This window comes from Jhaorihella thermophila (genome assembly GCF_900108275.1).
In the GTDB taxonomy this organism is placed as follows: domain Bacteria; phylum Pseudomonadota; class Alphaproteobacteria; order Rhodobacterales; family Rhodobacteraceae; genus Jhaorihella; species Jhaorihella thermophila.
On the sequence record NZ_FNVD01000005.1, the window covers coordinates 44479 to 61714 of the forward strand.

Consider the following 17236-nt stretch of genomic DNA (forward strand, 5'->3'; position numbering starts at 1 on the left):
ATCACGCCAGCAGCGCCGCCACCAGGAAGATGAGCGGAATCAGGCCGGTATCGCGGTTCGCGCGGAACAGCTGCAGCAGCTTGGCGTTGTCGTTGATGTCCAGCCCCCGCAGCTGCCAGGCCATGTGCCAGCCCATCGCCCAAGGGCCGGCCAGTGCCACCACCAGCGCCAGGAACGAACCCGACGGCTTGACCGTCTCGATGATCGCCCAGGCCATCAGCGATACCGTCGCCACCAGGAAATATTTCAGCCATTTCGCGGTGTCTGTGCCGAACAGCCGCGCGGTGGATTTCACACCGATCAGCGCGTCGTCCTCGGTGTCCTGATGGGCATAGATCGTGTCATAGAACAGCGTCCACGCGATGCCCGAGGCATAGAGGATCACCGCCGGCCAGTGCAGCGCGCCGGCATGTGCCGTCCAGGCCAGCAGCGCGCCCCAGTTGAACGCCAGCCCCAGAAACACCTGCGGCCACCAGGTGAACCGCTTGGCAAAGGGATAGATCGCCACCGGCAGCAGCGACAGAACGCCCAGCGAAATCGCCATGCGGTTGAAGGTCAGAAGGATCGCAAAGGCCAGCAGCGCCTGCAGGATCATCCAGGCCACCGCCTGTTTCACGCTGACCTGCCCCGACGGGATCGGCCGCGACCGGGTGCGTTCCACCCGCGCGTCGAACTCGCGGTCGGTGATGTCGTTCCAGGTGCAGCCCGCCCCCCGCATCAGCCATGCCCCCGCCGCGCAGGCCGCCGCGATCCATGCGTCGGACCAGCTGGCCGACTGTGTCCACAGCATCGACAGCACCAGCCCCCACCAGCAGGGGATCAGCAAGAGCCACGTTCCGATCGGACGATCGGCGCGGCTGAGCCGCAGATAGGGGCGGGCAAAGGCCGGGGCGCGGGTATCCACCCAGTTGCCGGACACCGCGTCCGCGACCTGACCATCTGGTGCTGGGGCCTTGCCTTGCATATGTAGGCTTTCATGACTGCCAAGGTTCGGCTCTATCTAGACCACCCTCTGGCCGAGGGGCAATCGGTTCCGTTGGACCGGGATCAGGCGCATTACCTGTTTGGCGTGATGCGGCTGGGGCCGGGTGACGGTGTGCTGGTGTTCAATGGGCGCGAAGGCGAATGGCTGGCCGAGGTGGCCGAGGCCGGCAAGCGCGCCGGCACGTTGGCGGTACGGCGGCAGACCCGGCCCCTGCAGATGCCGCCCGACCTGTGGCTGCTGTTCGCGCCGATCAAGAAGGCCCGCACCGATTTCATTGTCGAAAAGGCGGCCGAGATGGGAGCGGCGCGGATCCTGCCGGTGCAGACCGAGTTCACCAATTCCGACCGCATCCGCCGCGACCGGCTGCAGGCCCATGCGATCGAGGCGGCGGAGCAATGCGGTGGCACCTATGTGCCCGAGGTGGCCGAGCTGCAGCGGCTGGATCGGCTGCTGGACGACTGGCCCGGCGACCGGCAGCTGATGTTCTGCGACGAGGCCGAGGTCGGCGCGGGCCGGGCGCTGGGCGCGGCGGGCGGCGATAAATGGGCGATCCTGATCGGTCCCGAGGGCGGCTTTTCCGACCGCGAACGCGCGCGGCTCAAGGCGCTGCCCCTTGCCCATGTGGTCAGCCTCGGCCCGCGCATTTTGAGGGCCGACACGGCGGCAGTGGCGGCGATGACGGTGTGGCAGATGACGTTGGGGGACTGGCGATGAGCTTTATCCGGCCAGAGGCGAAAGCGGCGCTGTGGCGCTGGCGCGAGGTTCTGGCGGCGGCGGGATTGGCGGCGCTGGGCCTGTGGTGGGTGGTCAGCGGCTACGGGCTGCTGGCGGCGGTGGGCTGGGTGACGACCGCGCTTGCCGGCGCCCTGGCCGTCATCGGCGTCCAGCGCGCGCGGTTCCGCATGGACGGGGGCGGGCCGGGATACGTCACGGTGGACGAAGGCCAGATCACCTATTTCGGGCCGTTCACGGGCGGCGTGGTCGCGGTTTCGGAGATCGAGCGCGTCACGCTGGATCCGGGCGCGAAACCGTCGCACTGGGTGTTGCAACAGGCCGGGCGCCCGCCGCTGCGAGTCCCCGTGAATGCGGCCGGCGCCGAGGCGCTGTTCGACGTGTTCGCCGCCCTGCCGGGGCTCAGGACCGAACGGATGCTGGCGGAACTGAACCGCCGGGGGCCTCACCCGGTCGTGATCTGGGAGCGCCGTCCCAGCCGCCCGCAGGTGCAGTGGCTGCATTGACAGCGCCTGCATAAAGGCTCAGGACTGCCCGACGAACGAGGTGACAGGAGCGCGGGCATGTCCATTCCCCAGTCCGGCGGCGGGCCGATCGAACGCTACGAACAGCTGGCCGAATACCTGGCCGAAGGCTGCAAGCCCAAGGTTCAGTGGCGCATCGGCACCGAGCACGAGAAATTCGGCTATTGCAAGGACACCCACAAGCCGCTGCCCTATGCCGGCGAGAGGTCGATCCTTGCGGTGCTGGAAGGGCTGCGCGACCTGCATGGCTGGCACCCGATCTACGAAGGCGAATATCTGATCGGGCTGGAAAAGGACGGGGCGAATATCAGCCTCGAACCCGGCGGGCAGCTGGAGTTGTCTGGCGCGCCGCTGGAAACCATCCACCAGACCTGCGACGAGGTGAACGACCACCTGCGCGACGTCAAGGACATCTCCGAGATGATCGGCGTGGGCTTCATCGGGCTGGGCGCCGCGCCGGAGTGGAAGCACGAGGACATGCCGGTCATGCCCAAGGGGCGCTACAAGCTGATGACCTCCTACATGGACAAAGTCGGTGCCCTGGGCAAGGCGATGATGTATCGCACCTGCACCATTCAGGTGAACCTCGACTTCGGGTCCGAATCCGACATGGTGCAGAAACTGCGCGTCGGGCTGGCGCTGCAACCGGTGGCGACGGCGCTTTTTGCCAATTCGCCCTTCTGGAAGGGCAAGCCCAACGGCCACAAGAGCTGGCGGTCGCGGATCTGGCGCGATCTGGATCCGGCGCGGACGGGGATGCTGCCTTTCGTGTTCGAGGACGGGTTCGGGTTCGAACGGTGGGTGGATTACGCCCTCGATGTGCCGATGTATTTCGTCTATCGCGACGGGAAATACATCGACGCGCTGGGCCAGTCCTTCCGCGACTTCATGCAGGGCAAGCTGCCGGCGCTGCCGGGCGAGACGCCGACCCTGTCGGACTGGGCCGACCACCTGACCACGGTCTTTCCCGAGGCGCGGATCAAGCAGTTCATCGAGATGCGCGGCGCCGATGGCGGCCCCTGGCGGCGGATCTGTGCGCTGCCGGCTTTCTGGACCGGGATCCTGTATGACCAGTCCTCTCTGGACGCGGCGTGGGATCTGGTCAAGGACTGGGACGCCGAAACGCGCGAGGCTTGGCGGGTGCAGGCCTCGATCCACGGGTTGCAGGCGCAGGTGGGCGGCATGACCATGACCGAACTGGCGACCAGGGCGCTGGACATCTCGCGCGCGGGGCTCAAGGCGCGGGCGCGCCCCGGTCTGGGCGGCATGGTGGCGGACGAACGCCATTTCCTGCATGCGCTCGAGGACAGCGTGGAGACCGGCAAGACCCCGGCGGACGAGCTGTTGGAGAAGTATCACGGCGAATGGAACGGCGATCTGAGCCGGATCTACGAGGAATACAGCTATTGATCCGCTGACAGCGCCATCGGGCCGGGCCGCACCCTGTTGCAATTTTGCCCACCGCCGCCCGTTTCGGCGTTCCGTGGCGAAAGCTTTGCGGGCGCGCGCCTTGTTTGTCGCCGGGGGGGCATCTACATCGGACCCATGAAAATCCGCCTGCCGTTCATCAAGAACCCGCCTCTGGTGAATATCGTGCGCCTGTCCGGCGCGATCGGCATGGCCGGTCGCGCGTCGCTGACCGACACGGCGCTGGCGCCGGTGCTGGAGCGCGCCTTTCGCAGGGGCAAGCCGGCGGCGGTGGCGCTTGAACTGAACTCCCCCGGCGGCTCGCCTGTGCAGTCCTCGCTGATCGCGGCGCGGATCCGGCATCTGTCCGAGGAAACCGGCGTGCCGGTCCATGCCTTCGTCGAGGACGTGGCGGCCTCGGGCGGATACTGGCTGGCCACCGCGGCGGACGAGATCTGGGCCGATGCCAGTTCGATCGTCGGCTCGATCGGGGTGATTTCGTCGGGCTTCGGCGCGCATGTCTTTCTGGCGCGGCAGGGGATCGAGCGGCGCGTGCACACGGCGGGCAGGTCCAAGTCGATGCTGGATCCGTTCCAACCCGAGAAGAAGGAAGACGTGCAGAAGCTTCAGGTGATCCTGGAAGAGCTGCACCGGAATTTCATCGCGCAAGTGAAGGGCCGGCGGGGCGACAGGCTGGCCACCGATACCGACCTGTTCACCGGCGACATCTGGCTGGCCGGCCGCGCGGCCGAGCTGGGCCTGATCGACGGGGTGGCCCATCTGAAACCGAAGATGCAGGAAAAATTCGGCGACAAGGTCCAGTTTCGCCGCTATGTCCTGCGCCGCCCGTTCTGGTCGCGCTTTGCGTCCGGCGCGGCGCAGGACGTGCTGGCCGGGATAGAGGAGCGCGCGGCCTTCGCGCGTTTCGGGTTGTGACGTGATCATCAAGATCGTAGCCCTGTTTCTGGTGGGAATGGCCGTGCTGGCCATGTTCGGCAAGCTGCGCTTTCCGGGGCAGAAGCGGCTGGATGCGGCGCGCTGTCCGAAATGCGGGCGGTTCCGCATCGGCAAGGGTCCGTGCCAATGCGGCCACGGAGGGCGCAAGTCATGATGCCGTGGATTCTTGTCGGTCTGGGGCTGGTGATCCTGCTGCTGTCGGGAGATTCTCTGGTGCGCGGCGCGGTCAACCTCAGCCTGCGGCTGGGTGTGCCGGCGCTGATCGTCAGCCTGACGGTGGTGGCCTTCGGCACCTCGGCGCCCGAGCTTCTGGTCAGCATCAAGGCGGTTCAACGCGACGCGCCCGGTATCGCGCTGGGCAACGTGGTCGGGTCCAACATCGCCAATATCCTGCTGGTGCTGGGGGTGCCGGCGGTGCTGTCGCGGCTGCACACCAGCCTGTGCGACAGCCGCAAGACCTATGTCCAGATGCTGGTCGCATCCGTCCTGTTCATCGCGCTGGCGTTCTGGGGCGTGTTCACGCCGGACAGCGGCTTGGTCCTTCTGGCTGCCCTGACGGTGGTGATGTGGACCATGTATCGGGACGCGAGCGCCCACCGGAAGGCGAACGAGGAGGCGCTGCTGGAAGAGCTCGAAGAGGTCGATCCGGACATGCCGTATTGGCAGATCGGGGTCTATTTGCTGCTGGGCCTGATCGGTCTGCCGCTGGGCGCGCATCTGCTGGTGGACAACGCCACGATCATCGCCCGTCAGTTCGGCGTGAGCGAGGCGGTGATCGGCCTGACACTGGTCGCGGTCGGCACCTCGTTGCCGGAACTGGCGACGACAGTCATGGCGGCCCTGCGGCGCCAGACCGAGGTGGCGATGGGCAACGTGATCGGGTCGAACATGTTCAACCTGCTGGCCATCATCGGCGTGGCCACGTTCTTTGGCCCGATCCCGGTAGAACGTGAATTCCTGATCTACGACCTGTGGGTAATGCTGGGTGCGTCTCTGGCCTTGTTGCCTTTCGTGTTTGGCTGCCGCGACATCACGCGGCGCTGGGGCGTGGTTTTCGTCGGATTTTATGCCGTCTATGTTGTTGCAGTGTTCCACTGACGCGGTCGCCATTCGACAGGAGGGGACATGAAGCGCTGCCTTGTGACCGGAGCAGGCGCCCGCCTGGGCCGGGCGATGGCCGAATACCTTGCGGGACGCGGGTTCGATGTGGCCGTGCACTATGCGACCTCCGCCAAGGGGGCCGAAGAAACCGTCCGCTCGATCCGCAACATCGGCCAGCATGCCGTGGCGTTGCAGGCCGACCTTCTGGACGAGAAGCAGACGCAGGCCCTGCTGCCGGCGGCGGCCGAGGCGCTGGGCGGGCCGATCACCTGTCTTGTCAACAACGCCTCCGTTTTCGAATACGACAACATTCAAACCGCAACGCGGGAGTCCTGGGACAGGCATATGGAAAGCAACCTGCGCGCGCCCTTCGTGCTGACCCAGGCGATGGCGGCTCAGGGGCTGGCGCCGGAGTCGGACGAATTCAGCGAGCCTCTGGCCTCGGGGCTGGTGGTCAACATGATCGACCAGCGGGTGCGCAAGCTGACGCCCGAGTTCATGAGCTATACCATCGCCAAGATGGGGCTGTGGGCGCTGACCCGCACCGCCGCACAGGCGCTTGCGCCCGCGATCCGGGTCAATGCGATCGGCCCCGGCCCCACCCTGCGCGGCCATCGCCAGAGCGAGGCGCATTTCGCCGCCCAGCGCTCCGGAACCATCACGGGGCGGGGGGCGCATCCGTCCGATGTAACCGCCGCGCTGGGCTATTTTCTGGATGCGCCAGCGGTGACGGGGCAGCTTCTGTGCGTCGATGGAGGGCAGCACCTGGCCTGGGCGACGCCGGACGTCGTGGGCGTCGAAAAATAGGTGGCGCAGCGTCAAGTTTTGCACCGGCCCGGGCGAGGTCACGGAACTGTTACAAAAAACCTTGTTTTTCATGATGTTGGTAGCCTGTCGAAAAAATTATTTTGTAAAATCAATAACTTGATTTGCTGCACAATTTTTGTGCAAATCGAAGAAATCCCTGCGATTCAAATAAAAATTTCTGTTGTCGAAAAGATATCTGCAGACTTGTCCACAGGTTGCGTGGATTTGTTCGGGGTTGAAATTATCCGCCCGAGATTGCAGCCGAAGGCAGAGAATCATATGTCGCCCGCATGACCGACAAGCCGGACCAGACGAACGAGCTGCCCGTCACGGGCCACGCCTGCATCCAGCGCTATCTGAAGACGCTGGATGGTTCGCCCGGCGTCTATCGGATGCTGGATGCTCAGGCGCGGGTTCTCTATGTCGGCAAGGCGCGGAATCTGCGCGCGCGGGTGGCCAGCTATGTCCGTCCCACGGGCCATTCGCCGCGCATCCAGCGCATGATCGCGGCCACCGCGTCGATGATGTTTCTGACCACGCGGACCGAGACCGAGGCGTTGCTGCTGGAACAGAACCTGATCAAGCAGCTCAAGCCGAAATACAACGTCCTGCTGCGCGACGACAAAAGCTTCCCCAACATTCTCGTCACCAAGGACCACCCCTTTCCGCAGATCCTGAAGCATCGCGGCGCGCGCAAGCGCAAGGGCGCCTATTTCGGCCCCTTCGCCAGCGCCGGCGCGGTCAACCGCACGCTGAACCAGCTTCAAAAGGCGTTCCTGCTGCGCAACTGTTCGGATTCGGTGTTCGAAAGCCGCACCCGGCCCTGCCTGCTCTACCAGATCAAGCGGTGCTCGGCGCCCTGCGTCGGGCTGATTTCCGAAGCGGATTATGCCGAGAGCGTGCGCGATGCGGAACGGTTCCTTTCGGGGCGCTCGACAAAGGTGCAGGAGGAGCTGGCCGCGCAGATGCAGGCGGCGTCCGAGGCGCTGGAATTCGAACGCGCAGCCGCCCTGCGCGACCGGATCCGCGCGCTGACCCAGGTGCAGGGGGTGCAGGGGATCAACCCGCGCAGCGTGGCCGAGGCGGACGTGGTGGCCCTGCACATGGAGGCGGGACAGGCCTGCGTGCAGGTGTTCTTCATCCGGGCGCATCAGAACTGGGGCAACCGGGACTTCTATCCGCGGGTGGATGCCGACATGTCGGCGGCCGAGGTGATGGAGGCATTCCTGGGCCAGTTCTACGCGGGCAAGGAACCGCCCCGGCAAGTGATCCTGTCGGATGCGATCGAGAACGCGGATCTGATGGCCGATGCGCTGTCGCAGAAGGCCGGCCACAAGGTCGAGATCATCGTGCCGCAGCGCGGGGAAAAGGCCGAACTGGTTGCCGGGGCGTTGCGAAATGCGCGCGAATCGCTGGCCCGGCGGATGTCGGAAAGCGCGGCGCAGGCGAAACTGCTGCAGGGGCTGGCCGAGGCCTTCGGGCTGGAGGCGCCGCCGCAGCGGATCGAGGTCTATGACAACTCGCATATCCAGGGCAGCCATGCGGTGGGCGCGATGATCGTGGCGGGCCCCGAGGGGTTCATGAAGAACAGCTATCGCAAGTTCAACATTCGCGGCGAGGATCTGACTCCTGGCGACGATTTCGGGATGATGAAAGAGGTTCTGAACCGCCGGCTGTCGCGGCTGATGAAGGAGGATCCGGACCGCGACAAGGGACTTTGGCCGGATCTTCTGCTGATCGACGGCGGCGCGGGGCAGGTCGGCGCGGTGGCCGAGATCATGGCGCAGCACGGGGTTGCGGACATCCCGGTGGTGGGCGTGGCCAAGGGCATCGACCGCGATGCCGGCAAGGAGGAGTTCCACCGCCCCGGCGAGCCGCCCTTTGCCCTGCGCCACAACGATCCGGTGCTGTATTTCGTGCAGCGGCTGCGAGACGAGGCGCACCGGTTTGCCATCGGCAGTCACCGAGCGCGACGCAGCAAGGCGATGGGGGCCAATCCGCTGGACGAGATCCCGGGCGTGGGAGCCAGGCGCAAGCGGGCGCTTCTGGCGCATTTCGGCTCGGCCAAGGCGGTGAGCCGGGCCGCTGTGGAGGATCTGCGCGCAGTGGAGGGGATCTCGGATGCGCTGGCGCGGACGATCCATGACTTCTTTCACGACCGCGGATGATCCAGCGGACGCGCCTGCGGCGCGACGCCGTCTGCCGGCGCCGGGCGTGCCGCCCGTCGCGTTGGGTATTTGGGACCAGAAAGAAGCAGGAAATGGGTGTGGCGCGGGCGGTCGGCGTATTTTTGTTTCAGCCGCTTTCATGTTGGAAACGAGCGATGTAGGGTCCGCCCCATGAAGTGGAACCTGCCCAATATCTTGACCGTTTTGCGCCTGATCGCGGCGCCGGGGCTGGCGATCATGTTCCTGTATTTCACTCGGCCCTGGGCCGACTGGTTCGCGCTGATCCTGTTCGTCGGCGCAGCCGTCACCGACTGGATCGACGGGCATCTGGCGCGCGCGTGGAGCCAGGAGACCAAGCTGGGCGCGATGCTGGATCCGATTGCCGACAAGGCGATGGTGGTGATCGCGCTGATGGTGCTGGTCGGCTATTCCGGCGAGGGGTGGACGCCGTGGCTGGTGTTGCCGGCGACCTTCATCATGTTCCGAGAGGTATTCGTTTCGGGTCTGCGCGAATATCTGGGGGACACGGCCGGGACGCTGAAGGTGACGGCCTTGGCCAAGTGGAAGACGACCGCGCAGATGATCGCGATTGCCGTGCTTTTTTCCAAGGGTATTTTCGAACATCACCTTGTCATGTCCACCTGGGGGATGGACGAGGTCCTGTTCAATCAGATCATGGCGGGTCAGGTCGAGGATCTGCACGGGCTGCGCTGGCAATATGACGGAATGGTCTGGTCCGGCCGTGTCGGTCTGTGGCTGCTGTGGCTTGCCGCCGCGTTGACGCTGGTGACCGGGTGGGATTACTTCCGCAAGGCGTTGCCGCATCTGAGGGAGGGGCACTGATGGAGGTTCTCTACTTCGCTTGGGTTCGCGAGCGGATCGGGCTGCCGCGCGAGACGGTCGAGACCGGCGCGGCGACGGTGCGCGAACTGGTGGAGGAATTGCGCGCCCGGGAAGATCGGTACGAGGCGGCCTTTGCCGACCTGTCGGCATTGCGGGTGGCGCTGGATCAGGAATTGCGGGACTTCGATGCGCCTCTGGAGGGGGTGCGCGAGGTGGCGTTCTTTCCGCCCATGACCGGGGGCTGAGGACATGCGCGTCGTGGTGCAGCAGGAGCCGTTCGATTTCGGCGCGGAAGCCGAGGCCTTTGCCCGGGGGCAGACCGGCATGGGCGCCGTCGTCACATTTACCGGCGTGGTGCGGGATCTGGACACCGGCGGGCTGGAGGCGATGGAGATCGAGCACTATCCGGGCATGACCCAGAAGGCGATCGCCGGGGTTGCCGAAAAGGCGCGCGACCGCTGGTCGTTGGGCGATGTGCTGGTGATCCACCGTTACGGGCGTCTGGCGCCGGGCGAGCGGATCATGATGGTTGCCACCGCCGCGCCGCACCGCAAGGATGCGTTCGAGGCGGCGGAATACCTGATGGATTATCTGAAATCCCGCGCCCCGTTCTGGAAGAAGGAAATCACCGCCGAGGGCGCCGACTGGGTGGCCGCCAAGGACGAGGACGAGGCCGCGCTGGATCGCTGGTAGCGTTATTCGTCGGGGATTTTCCCGCGCAATGCCTTGATTTCGCCGCGGGCGCGTTTCGCGGCCAGCCGGCGGCGGACCGAGCCCTTGGTCGGTTTGGTCCTGATCCGCCGTTTCGGAGCCGCGGCGGCGCGGGTAATCAGTTCGGCCAGCCTTTCGCGGGCGATCTCGCGATTGCGGGCTTGGCTTCGGGTTTCGTCGCACTGGATGATGATCGCGCCATCCTGGGTCCAGCGGCGGCCGGCCAGCCGCTTGAGCCGCGCCTTGACCGCCGGCGGCAGGGATGGCGACCGGGCGGCCTCGAACCGAAGCTGCACGGCCGTCGAGACCTTGTTGACGTTCTGACCGCCGGGTCCGGAGGCGCGGACAAAGGTTTCCGTCAACTCCCAGTCCTGGATTGCGATGTCGTCGGTGATCCGCAGCATGGGCCCGATCCTATCCGCGCGGCGCGGGCATAAAAAGAGGCCGCCCGATCGCTCGGACGGCCCAGGTTTTCGTGAGTGGTGGTCTTTTTGTGGTTTTCTCTGTTGGCCGGGCCGGGTCAGGCCGTTGCGCTGGCGGGCAGGAGCCGCGCGACGATCATGCGGAATGGCGCCAGCGCGACCAGGGCCAACGACAGCTTGACCAGCCAGTCGGCAACGGCCAGCGACACCCAAAGCGGCGTCTCCGGCCCGGCGGTCATGAAGGGCACGGAGACCCAGGCCCAGTTGATCGCGGCGTCGGCTTCGGGGCCGAAGACGGTGATCGAGGCAGCAAAGGCGATCGAGAAGAACAGGGTCGTGTCCACGGCGGAACCGACCAGCGAGGACGCGAAAGGCGCCCGCCACCATGCGCCTTCGCGCAGGCGGTTGAACACGGCGACGTCCAGAAGCTGCGCGCAGAGGAAGGCGATGCCCGAGCCCACGGCAACGCGCAGCGGCACGGCGGCGTATTCGAATCCGTCGCCCTGCAGCATGATCTGGCTGCCGATCAGCGAACAGATGACGCCCGTGATGAAGCCCGCAAAGATGACCTTGCGCGCCGCTTGCGGGCCGTAGACCCGGTTCATCACGTCGGTTACGAGGAACGAAAACGGATAGGTGAAGGCGCCCCAGGTCAGAAGCCCGTCGAGAATGACGAACTGAACCAGGATGTTCGATGCCACCACGATGGCGGCCATGGCAAGAATGCCGGGGATGTGTGCGCGTTGCATGTATGAGTGCCCGTTTTGACAAGGTTGCGGCGACTTGGTCCGTCCCGTCGGACGGACAAGCGCGGCGTATAGAGGGCTCAGAGGCGTTCTGCAAGCTTTTCCTTGAGCACATATTCAACGATTTCGGTGCGCTGCAGGGGCAGGAAGTTGTCGTCCGAGATCATCGTGGCCCGCAACCGCCCGCTTGAATCGCGCCAGACCGAGACGCCTTCGAGATTGTCGTGAACGCCTGCGGTTTCGATCAGCGTGATTTCGTCCCTTGGCGTGTCGCCGATCAGATCCCAACTGCGCAGGCGGTTCCGAAAGCCGGTCATGCCCAGATCCCGTTCCAGCAGATAGAACCGCCCGTCCGGGCCGAAATCCGCGCCGACGGGCAGAAAACCGCCCCTCTTCGGCAGGGTAAAGGGGATCGTCCATGCCTGCCCGTCCCAGCGGAATACGGGGATCGCGCCTTCGGGCGTCAGCCAGTCCTCGGGCAGGGCGTAGAGCCGACCTTGGTCGTCCGAGGCCAGCGCCTCAAGCCCCCGGTTGTCGTCGAAGGCGCCAAAGGCGGCCGGGCGCGGCAGAATCTGCGCCGCGCCGCCGGGCGTTTCATACCGGGCAACCCGATGCACCTGTTCATAGGACACATGGATCGTGCCGTCCGGCGTGATCGCCAGCCCTTCGCCATCGGTCAACTCCTTCAGCAGCGGCTTGCCGGAACTGGCACGCAACCGGACGGGCCGGACATCCCGGATGGCGACGATTCGCCCGTCAGCGCGATCAATTCTGGCCGAAACCAGCGTGCCGCGGTCGCTCAGCGCGGTCATGCGGGATCCGTCGGGGGCGATCCACAGCCCCGAAAACCCGCCGAACCATGGCGCGTCGATCTGCCAGCGCATGATCTCGGCCCCGTCCGGCGGCTGCCGCGAACAGGTGGCCAGGACCAGCGCAGCGATCAGGGCGAACGCAGGACCGACACGCATTGCTTTGGCAGATCGGCCAGGACGTATTCGCGGCGCTTCTTCGGCGGCGGGGCCTTGGGATCGCGCGGCTTCGGCGGTGGCGGATTCAGGATGTTGTCCACCCATTTCTGCGCCTCGGCGCAGCCGTCGCCCGGTGGTGGCGGGGCCTGGTTCACGCAGCCGCGCATTCCGCGCGGGCATTTCAGGCGGACATGGAAATGATAGTGATGCCCCCACCACGGGCGCACCTTGCGCAGCCACGCGCGGTTGCCCTTTTCGTCCTTGCACATCTGCACCTTGGCGCCGGGAAAGACGAAGATGCGGGCCACGCGCCTGTCCCTAGCGGCGGCGCGGATGATGCGGTGATGGGCACGGCTCCAGTGGTCGTTGACATAGGCGCCCTTGGCCCGGCGCATCGAGATCGACGAGATCCTTTCGCGCTCTGCCCGGGTCAGGTTGAGGCGACCTGCGGGCAGCATCCAGATGTCCACGTCGAGACCGATCTGGTGGCTGCGGTGGCCCGACAGCATCGGCCCGCCGCGTGGCTGGCTGATATCGCCGATATAGAGCCCCTTCCACCCCGGCTGCTGCGCGGCAAAGGCGCTGAGGTCGCGGATGAAGTCGATCGTGTCCGGGTGGCCCCAGTTGCGGTTTCGGCTGAGCCGCATGGCCTGCCAGGTGGGGCCGGTTTCCGGCAACCGCACCGCGCCGGCCAGGCAGCCCTTGGCATAGCTGCCATAGGACGCCGGGCGCTGCTGCGAGGCGGTGGCCTTGGCGCCGAACAGGGACTTGGCCAGAGGGGCGGCCAGGACGTGGCTGCCAGTCAGCCAGAGGCACGCAACGATAAGACTGGTCAGACCCTGTCGCGTCATCACTTGTGGTCCCCTTCCGGCCTGACCCACAGCAGCAGCACCAGCCCCAACGCAAAAAGCCCGATCAGTGGCGTGACACCCCAGCGCTGGTTCCCGGTCATGTCGGTCGCCACGGCGATCAGCGCGGGCGCGACAAAGGTCGTGGCCTTGCCCGACAGGGCGTAGAGCCCGAAGGCTTCGGTCATGCGTTCGGGGTTGCCCTGGCGGGTCAGCATGTTGCGGCTGGCCGATTGCAGTGTCCCGCCGGCCGCGCCGATCAGGATCCCGGCGACGTAGAACAGGATATCGGGCAGGGCCGATCCCTCGGCCAGGGGGATGCCGAACACCGATTGCGGCGACAGGCCGACGATCAGGACCGCCGTGGCCATCAGGATGAAACAGTTGACGGCGATCACCGGCTTGGGGCCGAAGGCGCGGTCGGCATAGCCGCCGATCCAGGTGAACAGCGCGCCGCTGATCGCGGCGATGATGCCGAAGATGCCGATCTGCATGATCGACCAGTTCAGCACGCCCGCGGCGTAGATGCCGCCAAAGGTATACATGCCGTTCAGCGCGTCGCGGTAGAACATGGACGATCCCAGATAGGCCGCCAGCGACGGATGCCGGGGCAGCTCGGCGATCGTGCCCCACAGATCCCTGAGCGCCTGCCCGACATGGGCGCCGCCGATGCCGCGGGTTTCGCCGTCGCGCACCCACAGGAAGAAGGGGATCATGAACACCGCATACCAGATCGCAGTGAACGGCCCGACCGCGCGCGTGTCCGCGCCGGTGGCGGGATCGAGCCCGAAGGCCGGGGACAGGCCGGCCATGGTCCTGCCATCCGCGCCGGCCTGGAAGAATGCCAGCATGATCGCCAGCGCGACCACCCCGCCCAGATAGCCGAAGGCCCAGCCGGAGCCGGAGATACGCCCCAGTTCGCGCTTGGGCCCCAGCGTCGGCAGGTAGGAATTGGTGAAGATCGTGGCGAACTCCATGCCGATGAAGCCGATCCCGAACAGCACCAGCACGCGGATGGCCGAGAACTCCTCGGGCGCGCTCCACCATGTTCCGAAGGCGCCGGTGACATACATCGCGGAAAACAGCCAGATCCACGGGCGCCGGTGGCCCGAACTGTCGGCGATGGCCCCGAGGATCGGGGCGAGGATGGCGATGGTGAGCCCGGTGACGGTCAGGCCATAGCCCCACATTGCCTGTGCCTCGGCCCGGGCGGCGGTTTCAGTGAGTCCTGAGGCCACGAGCTGCGCGCTGGCCACCTTGGCGAACCAGGGTCCGAAGATGAAGGTCAGCATCAGGGTATTGTAGGGCTGGCTGGCCCAGTCGAAGAACCACCATCCCCAGATCCGCTTGCGCGCAGAGATTTCCGCCATGCCTGTCCCCGTCTTTGCCAGAGATTAAGACAGCGGAAAGGCTGTCAACGCAAGGAGAGTTTGGCCGTCGCGCTGTGCAGCGCCGATCCTCTTGCTCTTGGGGCGAATGGGGCTTAGGTCATGGGGCATTGCGAAAGGGGTAGGCCGATGCAGTCCTTGTTCCAGATCCTGATGTTGCTGCTCGACGTGGCGTGGTTCTTCATCCTGGCCCATGTGATAATGAGCTGGCTCATCAGTTTCCAGGTGCTGAATGTCCGGCAGGAGTTGGTCGGACAGATCTGGTACGGGCTGAACCGGATTCTGGAGCCCCTTTATGGACCCGTGCGGCGGATCCTGCCGCCGATGGGCGGGCTGGATCTCGCGCCGCTGGTGGTGCTTCTGATCATCTATGCCCTGCGGATCATTCTGGTGAACAATATCGCTTTCTTCTACTGACGGCGGTCGAGGCGGCGGAGGGAGCGAGGGGCGCTGCCCCTCGCGCTCCCCGGGGTATTTCAGACCAGAAAGAAGCAGGGTGGACTCTTGCCCGGTCCTGCGGGCTGTGGGATTGTGGGCGCGAGAGCAGACCGGCAGAAAACCTGAGCGAGGCAGTTCCCCATGCGCACCGCCGAACCGCTGTTGCGGGAGGTATTCGGATTCGAAGCGTTCCGGCCAGGGCAGGGCGAGATCGTCGAGGCGGTGGCTGTGGGCGAGAACGTGCTGGCGATCATGCCCACGGGCGGCGGCAAGTCGCTGTGCTATCAGTTGCCGGCGCTGATGCGGGACGGGCTGACGGTGGTGATCTCGCCGCTGATCGCACTGATGCGGGATCAGGTGCGCAGCCTTCAAGAGGCGGGTGTCGCGGCCGGGGCGCTGACCTCGGGCAATACCGAGGAAGAGACGGAAGCCGTCTGGCAGGCGCTGGAGGAGGGCCGGCTGAGGTTGCTCTACATGGCGCCGGAACGGCTGTCCTCGGGCGCGGTGGCGGGGATGCTGCGGCGGTTCGGGGTGTCGGCGATCGCGGTGGACGAGGCGCATTGCGTCAGCCAGTGGGGGCATGACTTTCGCCCCGATTACCTGCGGATTGGCGCGTTGCGCCGGGCGCTTGGCGTGCCGCTGGCCGCGTTTACTGCGACTGCCGATGCCGAGACGCGCGCCGAGATCGTGGAGAAGCTGTTTGACGGCGAAGAACCGAGGGTGTTTCTGCGCGGGTTCGACCGGCCGAACATTCATCTGGCCTTTCAGCCCAAGGATGCGCCGCGCAGGCAGATTCTCGACTTTGCCGATGCGCGGCGGGGGCAGTCCGGGATCGTCTATTGCGGCACCCGGGCCAAGACCGAGGCGCTGGCCGCCGCGCTGCGCGAGGAAGGACACGCGGCCTGTCATTACCACGGCGGCATGGAGGCCGAGGACCGTCGCGTGGTCGAGGCGCGTTTTGCCCGCGAGGACGGGCTGATCGTGGTGGCCACGGTCGCCTTTGGCATGGGGGTGGACAAGCCTGACATTCGCTGGGTCGCCCATGCCGACCTGCCCAAGAGCATCGAGGCCTATTATCAGGAGATCGGGCGGGCGGGTCGCGACGGGGCGCCGGCCGAGACGCTGACCCTGTTCGGCCCCGAGGACATCCGCCTGCGCCGCGCTCAGATCGACGAGAGTCTGGCCCCGCCTGAGCGGCGGGCAGCGGATCACGCGCGGCTCAACGCGCTGCTGGGGCTGGCCGAGGCGCTGGATTGTCGGCGGCAGACTCTGCTGGCCTATTTCGGCGAAGAAACCGAACCTTGCGGCAATTGCGACCTGTGCGATGCGCCCCCGGAGGTGTTCGACGGGACCGAAGCGGTGCGCAAGGCGCTGTCGGCGATCCTGCGCACCGGCGAAAGCTATGGCGCGGGGCATCTGATCGACATCCTGACCGGCAACGAAACCGACCGCGTGCGGGCGAGGAGGCATGACCGGTTGCCGACCTTTGGCGTGGGGCGCGAATTCGATCGGCGGCAGTGGCAGGCGGTTTTCCGGCAGATGATGGGTCACGACCTCGTTCGGCCCGATCCGGAACGCCACGGCGCGCTGCGCATGACCGAGGCCGCCCGCCCGGTGCTGAAGGGCGAGGCTTCGGTGCACCTGCGCCGCGACACGATTCGAAAGGCGGCGCGGCGGCCCGCGGTTCGAGCCCTTGTGTCGGACGAGGACGCGCCGCTGTTGTCGGCACTCAAGGCGAAACGGCGCGCGCTGGCCGAGGCGGCGCGGGTGCCGGCCTATGTCATCTTCACCGACCGCACCCTGATCGAGATGGCCGAAAGGCGCCCCGCCACGCTGGACGAGATGGCGCGGATCGGCGGCGTGGGCGCGAAGAAGCTGGAACGCTACGGCGCGACCTTTCTCGAGGCCATCAACGGCGCGGTCGAAGATCTGCATCCGGCGCGCCGCAGGCTTGCGGGTCAGGTCGCCGGCCCGGTCTATGACCGGCTGCTGCAGGTGCAGGCGGATCTGGCGCGCGGGCCGGACGGGACCGACAAGCCGCTGAGCTGTTCGGCGTCGCTTCTGGCCAAGGTGGCGCGGCTGCGGCCGGGAGACGAGGGCGCGCTGCGGCGGCTTCTGGGCGACAAGCGCGCCGAGCGGTTCGGGGCCGCCTTTCTGGACGTGCTGCGCGAGGCCGGTTGAACCCGGCTGT

20 protein-coding genes are annotated in these 17236 nt (G+C 66.2%); 14 read left to right on the forward strand and 6 right to left on the reverse strand.

Annotation, left to right across the window (positions count from 1 at the left end; translation table 11 throughout):
* Nucleotide 1: 1 nt before the first annotated feature.
* Nucleotides 2-964, reverse strand: coding sequence for a 4-hydroxybenzoate octaprenyltransferase (gene ubiA / locus C4S70_RS07560; protein ID WP_104007507.1), 963 nt, complete (start codon nt 962-964; stop codon nt 2-4).
* 12 nt (nt 965-976) lie between these two features.
* On the opposite strand from ubiA, the gene C4S70_RS07565 reads away from it, so the two are divergent.
* The 12 genes from C4S70_RS07565 (at nt 977) to C4S70_RS07610 (ending at nt 10217) form a co-directional block, all read left to right on the forward strand.
* On the forward strand, nt 977-1699 hold the full coding sequence (locus C4S70_RS07565; RefSeq protein WP_104007508.1) for a 16S rRNA (uracil(1498)-N(3))-methyltransferase: 723 nt from the start codon (nt 977-979) through the stop codon (nt 1697-1699).
* Complete coding sequence (locus C4S70_RS07570) at nt 1696-2223, forward strand: hypothetical protein (protein WP_104007509.1); 528 nt, start codon at nt 1696-1698, stop codon at nt 2221-2223. The genes C4S70_RS07565 and C4S70_RS07570 overlap by 4 nt, the downstream gene beginning before the upstream one ends.
* A 57-nt stretch (nt 2224-2280) precedes the next feature.
* A complete protein-coding gene (locus C4S70_RS07575) occupies nt 2281-3651 on the forward strand; it encodes a glutamate--cysteine ligase (RefSeq protein WP_104007510.1) in 1371 nt (456 codons plus the stop codon).
* Nucleotides 3652-3786: 135 nt separating this feature from the next.
* Entirely contained in the window at nt 3787-4584 is a 798-nt protein-coding gene (locus C4S70_RS07580; RefSeq protein ID WP_104007511.1) for a S49 family peptidase, read from the forward strand.
* 1 nt (nt 4585) lies between these two features.
* Entirely contained in the window at nt 4586-4759 is a 174-nt protein-coding gene (locus tag C4S70_RS18810) for a hypothetical protein (RefSeq protein WP_200822740.1), read from the forward strand.
* A complete protein-coding gene (locus C4S70_RS07585) occupies nt 4756-5703 on the forward strand; it encodes a calcium/sodium antiporter (protein WP_104007512.1) in 948 nt (315 codons plus the stop codon). The genes C4S70_RS18810 and C4S70_RS07585 overlap by 4 nt, the downstream gene beginning before the upstream one ends.
* 27 nt (nt 5704-5730) lie before the next feature.
* Nucleotides 5731-6513 (forward strand): SDR family oxidoreductase, encoded by a 783-nt coding sequence (locus tag C4S70_RS07590; protein WP_104007513.1) that lies wholly within the window; start codon nt 5731-5733, stop codon nt 6511-6513.
* Nucleotides 6514-6807 (forward strand): hypothetical protein, encoded by a 294-nt coding sequence (locus C4S70_RS18480; RefSeq protein WP_146064188.1) that lies wholly within the window; start codon nt 6514-6516, stop codon nt 6805-6807.
* Complete coding sequence (gene uvrC / locus C4S70_RS07595; protein ID WP_104007514.1) at nt 6804-8681, forward strand: excinuclease ABC subunit UvrC; 1878 nt, start codon at nt 6804-6806, stop codon at nt 8679-8681. Before C4S70_RS18480 ends, uvrC begins: the two co-directional genes overlap by 4 nt.
* A gap of 171 nt (nt 8682-8852) precedes the next feature.
* Nucleotides 8853-9524: a CDP-diacylglycerol--glycerol-3-phosphate 3-phosphatidyltransferase gene (gene pgsA / locus C4S70_RS07600; protein WP_104007515.1), complete on the forward strand. Its 672-nt coding sequence runs from the start codon at nt 8853-8855 to the stop codon at nt 9522-9524.
* A complete protein-coding gene (moaD, locus tag C4S70_RS07605) occupies nt 9524-9769 on the forward strand; it encodes a molybdopterin converting factor subunit 1 (protein ID WP_104007516.1) in 246 nt (81 codons plus the stop codon). The genes pgsA and moaD overlap by 1 nt, the downstream gene beginning before the upstream one ends.
* Nucleotides 9770-9773: 4 nt before the next feature.
* The gene (locus C4S70_RS07610) at nt 9774-10217 is read left to right on the forward strand and encodes a molybdenum cofactor biosynthesis protein MoaE (RefSeq protein ID WP_104007517.1); all 444 of its coding nucleotides are present in this window, start codon (nt 9774-9776) and stop codon (nt 10215-10217) included.
* 2 nt (nt 10218-10219) lie between these two features.
* Here the strand turns inward: C4S70_RS07610 and arfB are convergent, their stop codons facing one another.
* The 5 genes from arfB to C4S70_RS07635 all read right to left on the reverse strand — a co-directional run bounded on the left by arfB (nt 10220) and on the right by C4S70_RS07635 (nt 14589).
* Nucleotides 10220-10639, reverse strand: a complete 420-nt coding sequence (arfB, locus tag C4S70_RS07615) for an alternative ribosome rescue aminoacyl-tRNA hydrolase ArfB (protein WP_104007518.1) — start codon at nt 10637-10639, stop codon at nt 10220-10222.
* A gap of 116 nt (nt 10640-10755) precedes the next feature.
* A complete protein-coding gene (locus C4S70_RS07620) occupies nt 10756-11406 on the reverse strand; it encodes a queuosine precursor transporter (RefSeq protein ID WP_104007519.1) in 651 nt (216 codons plus the stop codon).
* Between the two features lie 77 nt (nt 11407-11483).
* Nucleotides 11484-12371, reverse strand: a complete 888-nt coding sequence (locus C4S70_RS07625) for an esterase-like activity of phytase family protein (RefSeq protein ID WP_104007520.1) — start codon at nt 12369-12371, stop codon at nt 11484-11486.
* Nucleotides 12344-13222 carry a penicillin-insensitive murein endopeptidase gene (gene mepA / locus C4S70_RS07630; RefSeq protein ID WP_104007521.1) on the reverse strand — a complete coding sequence of 293 codons (879 nt, stop codon included), beginning with the start codon at nt 13220-13222 and terminating at the stop codon, nt 12344-12346. Before mepA ends, C4S70_RS07625 begins: the two co-directional genes overlap by 28 nt.
* On the reverse strand, nt 13222-14589 hold the full coding sequence (locus tag C4S70_RS07635) for an MFS transporter (protein WP_104007522.1): 1368 nt from the start codon (nt 14587-14589) through the stop codon (nt 13222-13224). Before C4S70_RS07635 ends, mepA begins: the two co-directional genes overlap by 1 nt.
* Before the next feature lie 147 nt (nt 14590-14736).
* Here C4S70_RS07635 and C4S70_RS07640 point away from each other — a divergent pair, with 147 nt between their 5' ends.
* Both C4S70_RS07640 and recQ read left to right on the forward strand, forming a co-directional pair.
* Nucleotides 14737-15024, forward strand: a complete 288-nt coding sequence (locus C4S70_RS07640; protein WP_104007523.1) for a YggT family protein — start codon at nt 14737-14739, stop codon at nt 15022-15024.
* A gap of 162 nt (nt 15025-15186) precedes the next feature.
* Nucleotides 15187-17226, forward strand: a complete 2040-nt coding sequence (gene recQ, locus C4S70_RS07645; RefSeq protein WP_104007524.1) for a DNA helicase RecQ — start codon at nt 15187-15189, stop codon at nt 17224-17226.
* The last annotated feature ends 10 nt before the right edge of the window (nt 17227-17236 follow it).

Bases quoted from the DNA above. Each gene is read 5' to 3' on its own strand.
- pgsA (WP_104007515.1), top strand. From the start codon at position 8,853: ATGAAGTGGAACCTGCCCAATATCTTGACCGTTTTGCGCCTGATCGCG.
- ubiA (WP_104007507.1), bottom strand. From the start codon at position 964: ATGCAAGGCAAGGCCCCAGCACCAGATGGTCAGGTCGCGGACGCGGTG.
- C4S70_RS07620 (WP_104007519.1), bottom strand. From the start codon at position 11,406: ATGCAACGCGCACACATCCCCGGCATTCTTGCCATGGCCGCCATCGTG.
- C4S70_RS07570 (WP_104007509.1), top strand. From the start codon at position 1,696: ATGAGCTTTATCCGGCCAGAGGCGAAAGCGGCGCTGTGGCGCTGGCGC.
- C4S70_RS07585 (WP_104007512.1), top strand. From the start codon at position 4,756: ATGATGCCGTGGATTCTTGTCGGTCTGGGGCTGGTGATCCTGCTGCTG.
- moaD (WP_104007516.1), top strand. From the start codon at position 9,524: ATGGAGGTTCTCTACTTCGCTTGGGTTCGCGAGCGGATCGGGCTGCCG.
- C4S70_RS07610 (WP_104007517.1), top strand. From the start codon at position 9,774: ATGCGCGTCGTGGTGCAGCAGGAGCCGTTCGATTTCGGCGCGGAAGCC.
- C4S70_RS07565 (WP_104007508.1), top strand. From the start codon at position 977: ATGACTGCCAAGGTTCGGCTCTATCTAGACCACCCTCTGGCCGAGGGG.
- C4S70_RS07590 (WP_104007513.1), top strand. From the start codon at position 5,731: ATGAAGCGCTGCCTTGTGACCGGAGCAGGCGCCCGCCTGGGCCGGGCG.
- arfB (WP_104007518.1), bottom strand. From the start codon at position 10,639: ATGCTGCGGATCACCGACGACATCGCAATCCAGGACTGGGAGTTGACG.
- recQ (WP_104007524.1), top strand. From the start codon at position 15,187: ATGCGCACCGCCGAACCGCTGTTGCGGGAGGTATTCGGATTCGAAGCG.
- uvrC (WP_104007514.1), top strand. From the start codon at position 6,804: ATGACCGACAAGCCGGACCAGACGAACGAGCTGCCCGTCACGGGCCAC.
- C4S70_RS07625 (WP_104007520.1), bottom strand. From the start codon at position 12,371: ATGCGTGTCGGTCCTGCGTTCGCCCTGATCGCTGCGCTGGTCCTGGCC.
- mepA (WP_104007521.1), bottom strand. From the start codon at position 13,222: ATGACGCGACAGGGTCTGACCAGTCTTATCGTTGCGTGCCTCTGGCTG.
- C4S70_RS07580 (WP_104007511.1), top strand. From the start codon at position 3,787: ATGAAAATCCGCCTGCCGTTCATCAAGAACCCGCCTCTGGTGAATATC.
- C4S70_RS07575 (WP_104007510.1), top strand. From the start codon at position 2,281: ATGTCCATTCCCCAGTCCGGCGGCGGGCCGATCGAACGCTACGAACAG.
- C4S70_RS07635 (WP_104007522.1), bottom strand. From the start codon at position 14,589: ATGGCGGAAATCTCTGCGCGCAAGCGGATCTGGGGATGGTGGTTCTTC.
- C4S70_RS07640 (WP_104007523.1), top strand. From the start codon at position 14,737: ATGCAGTCCTTGTTCCAGATCCTGATGTTGCTGCTCGACGTGGCGTGG.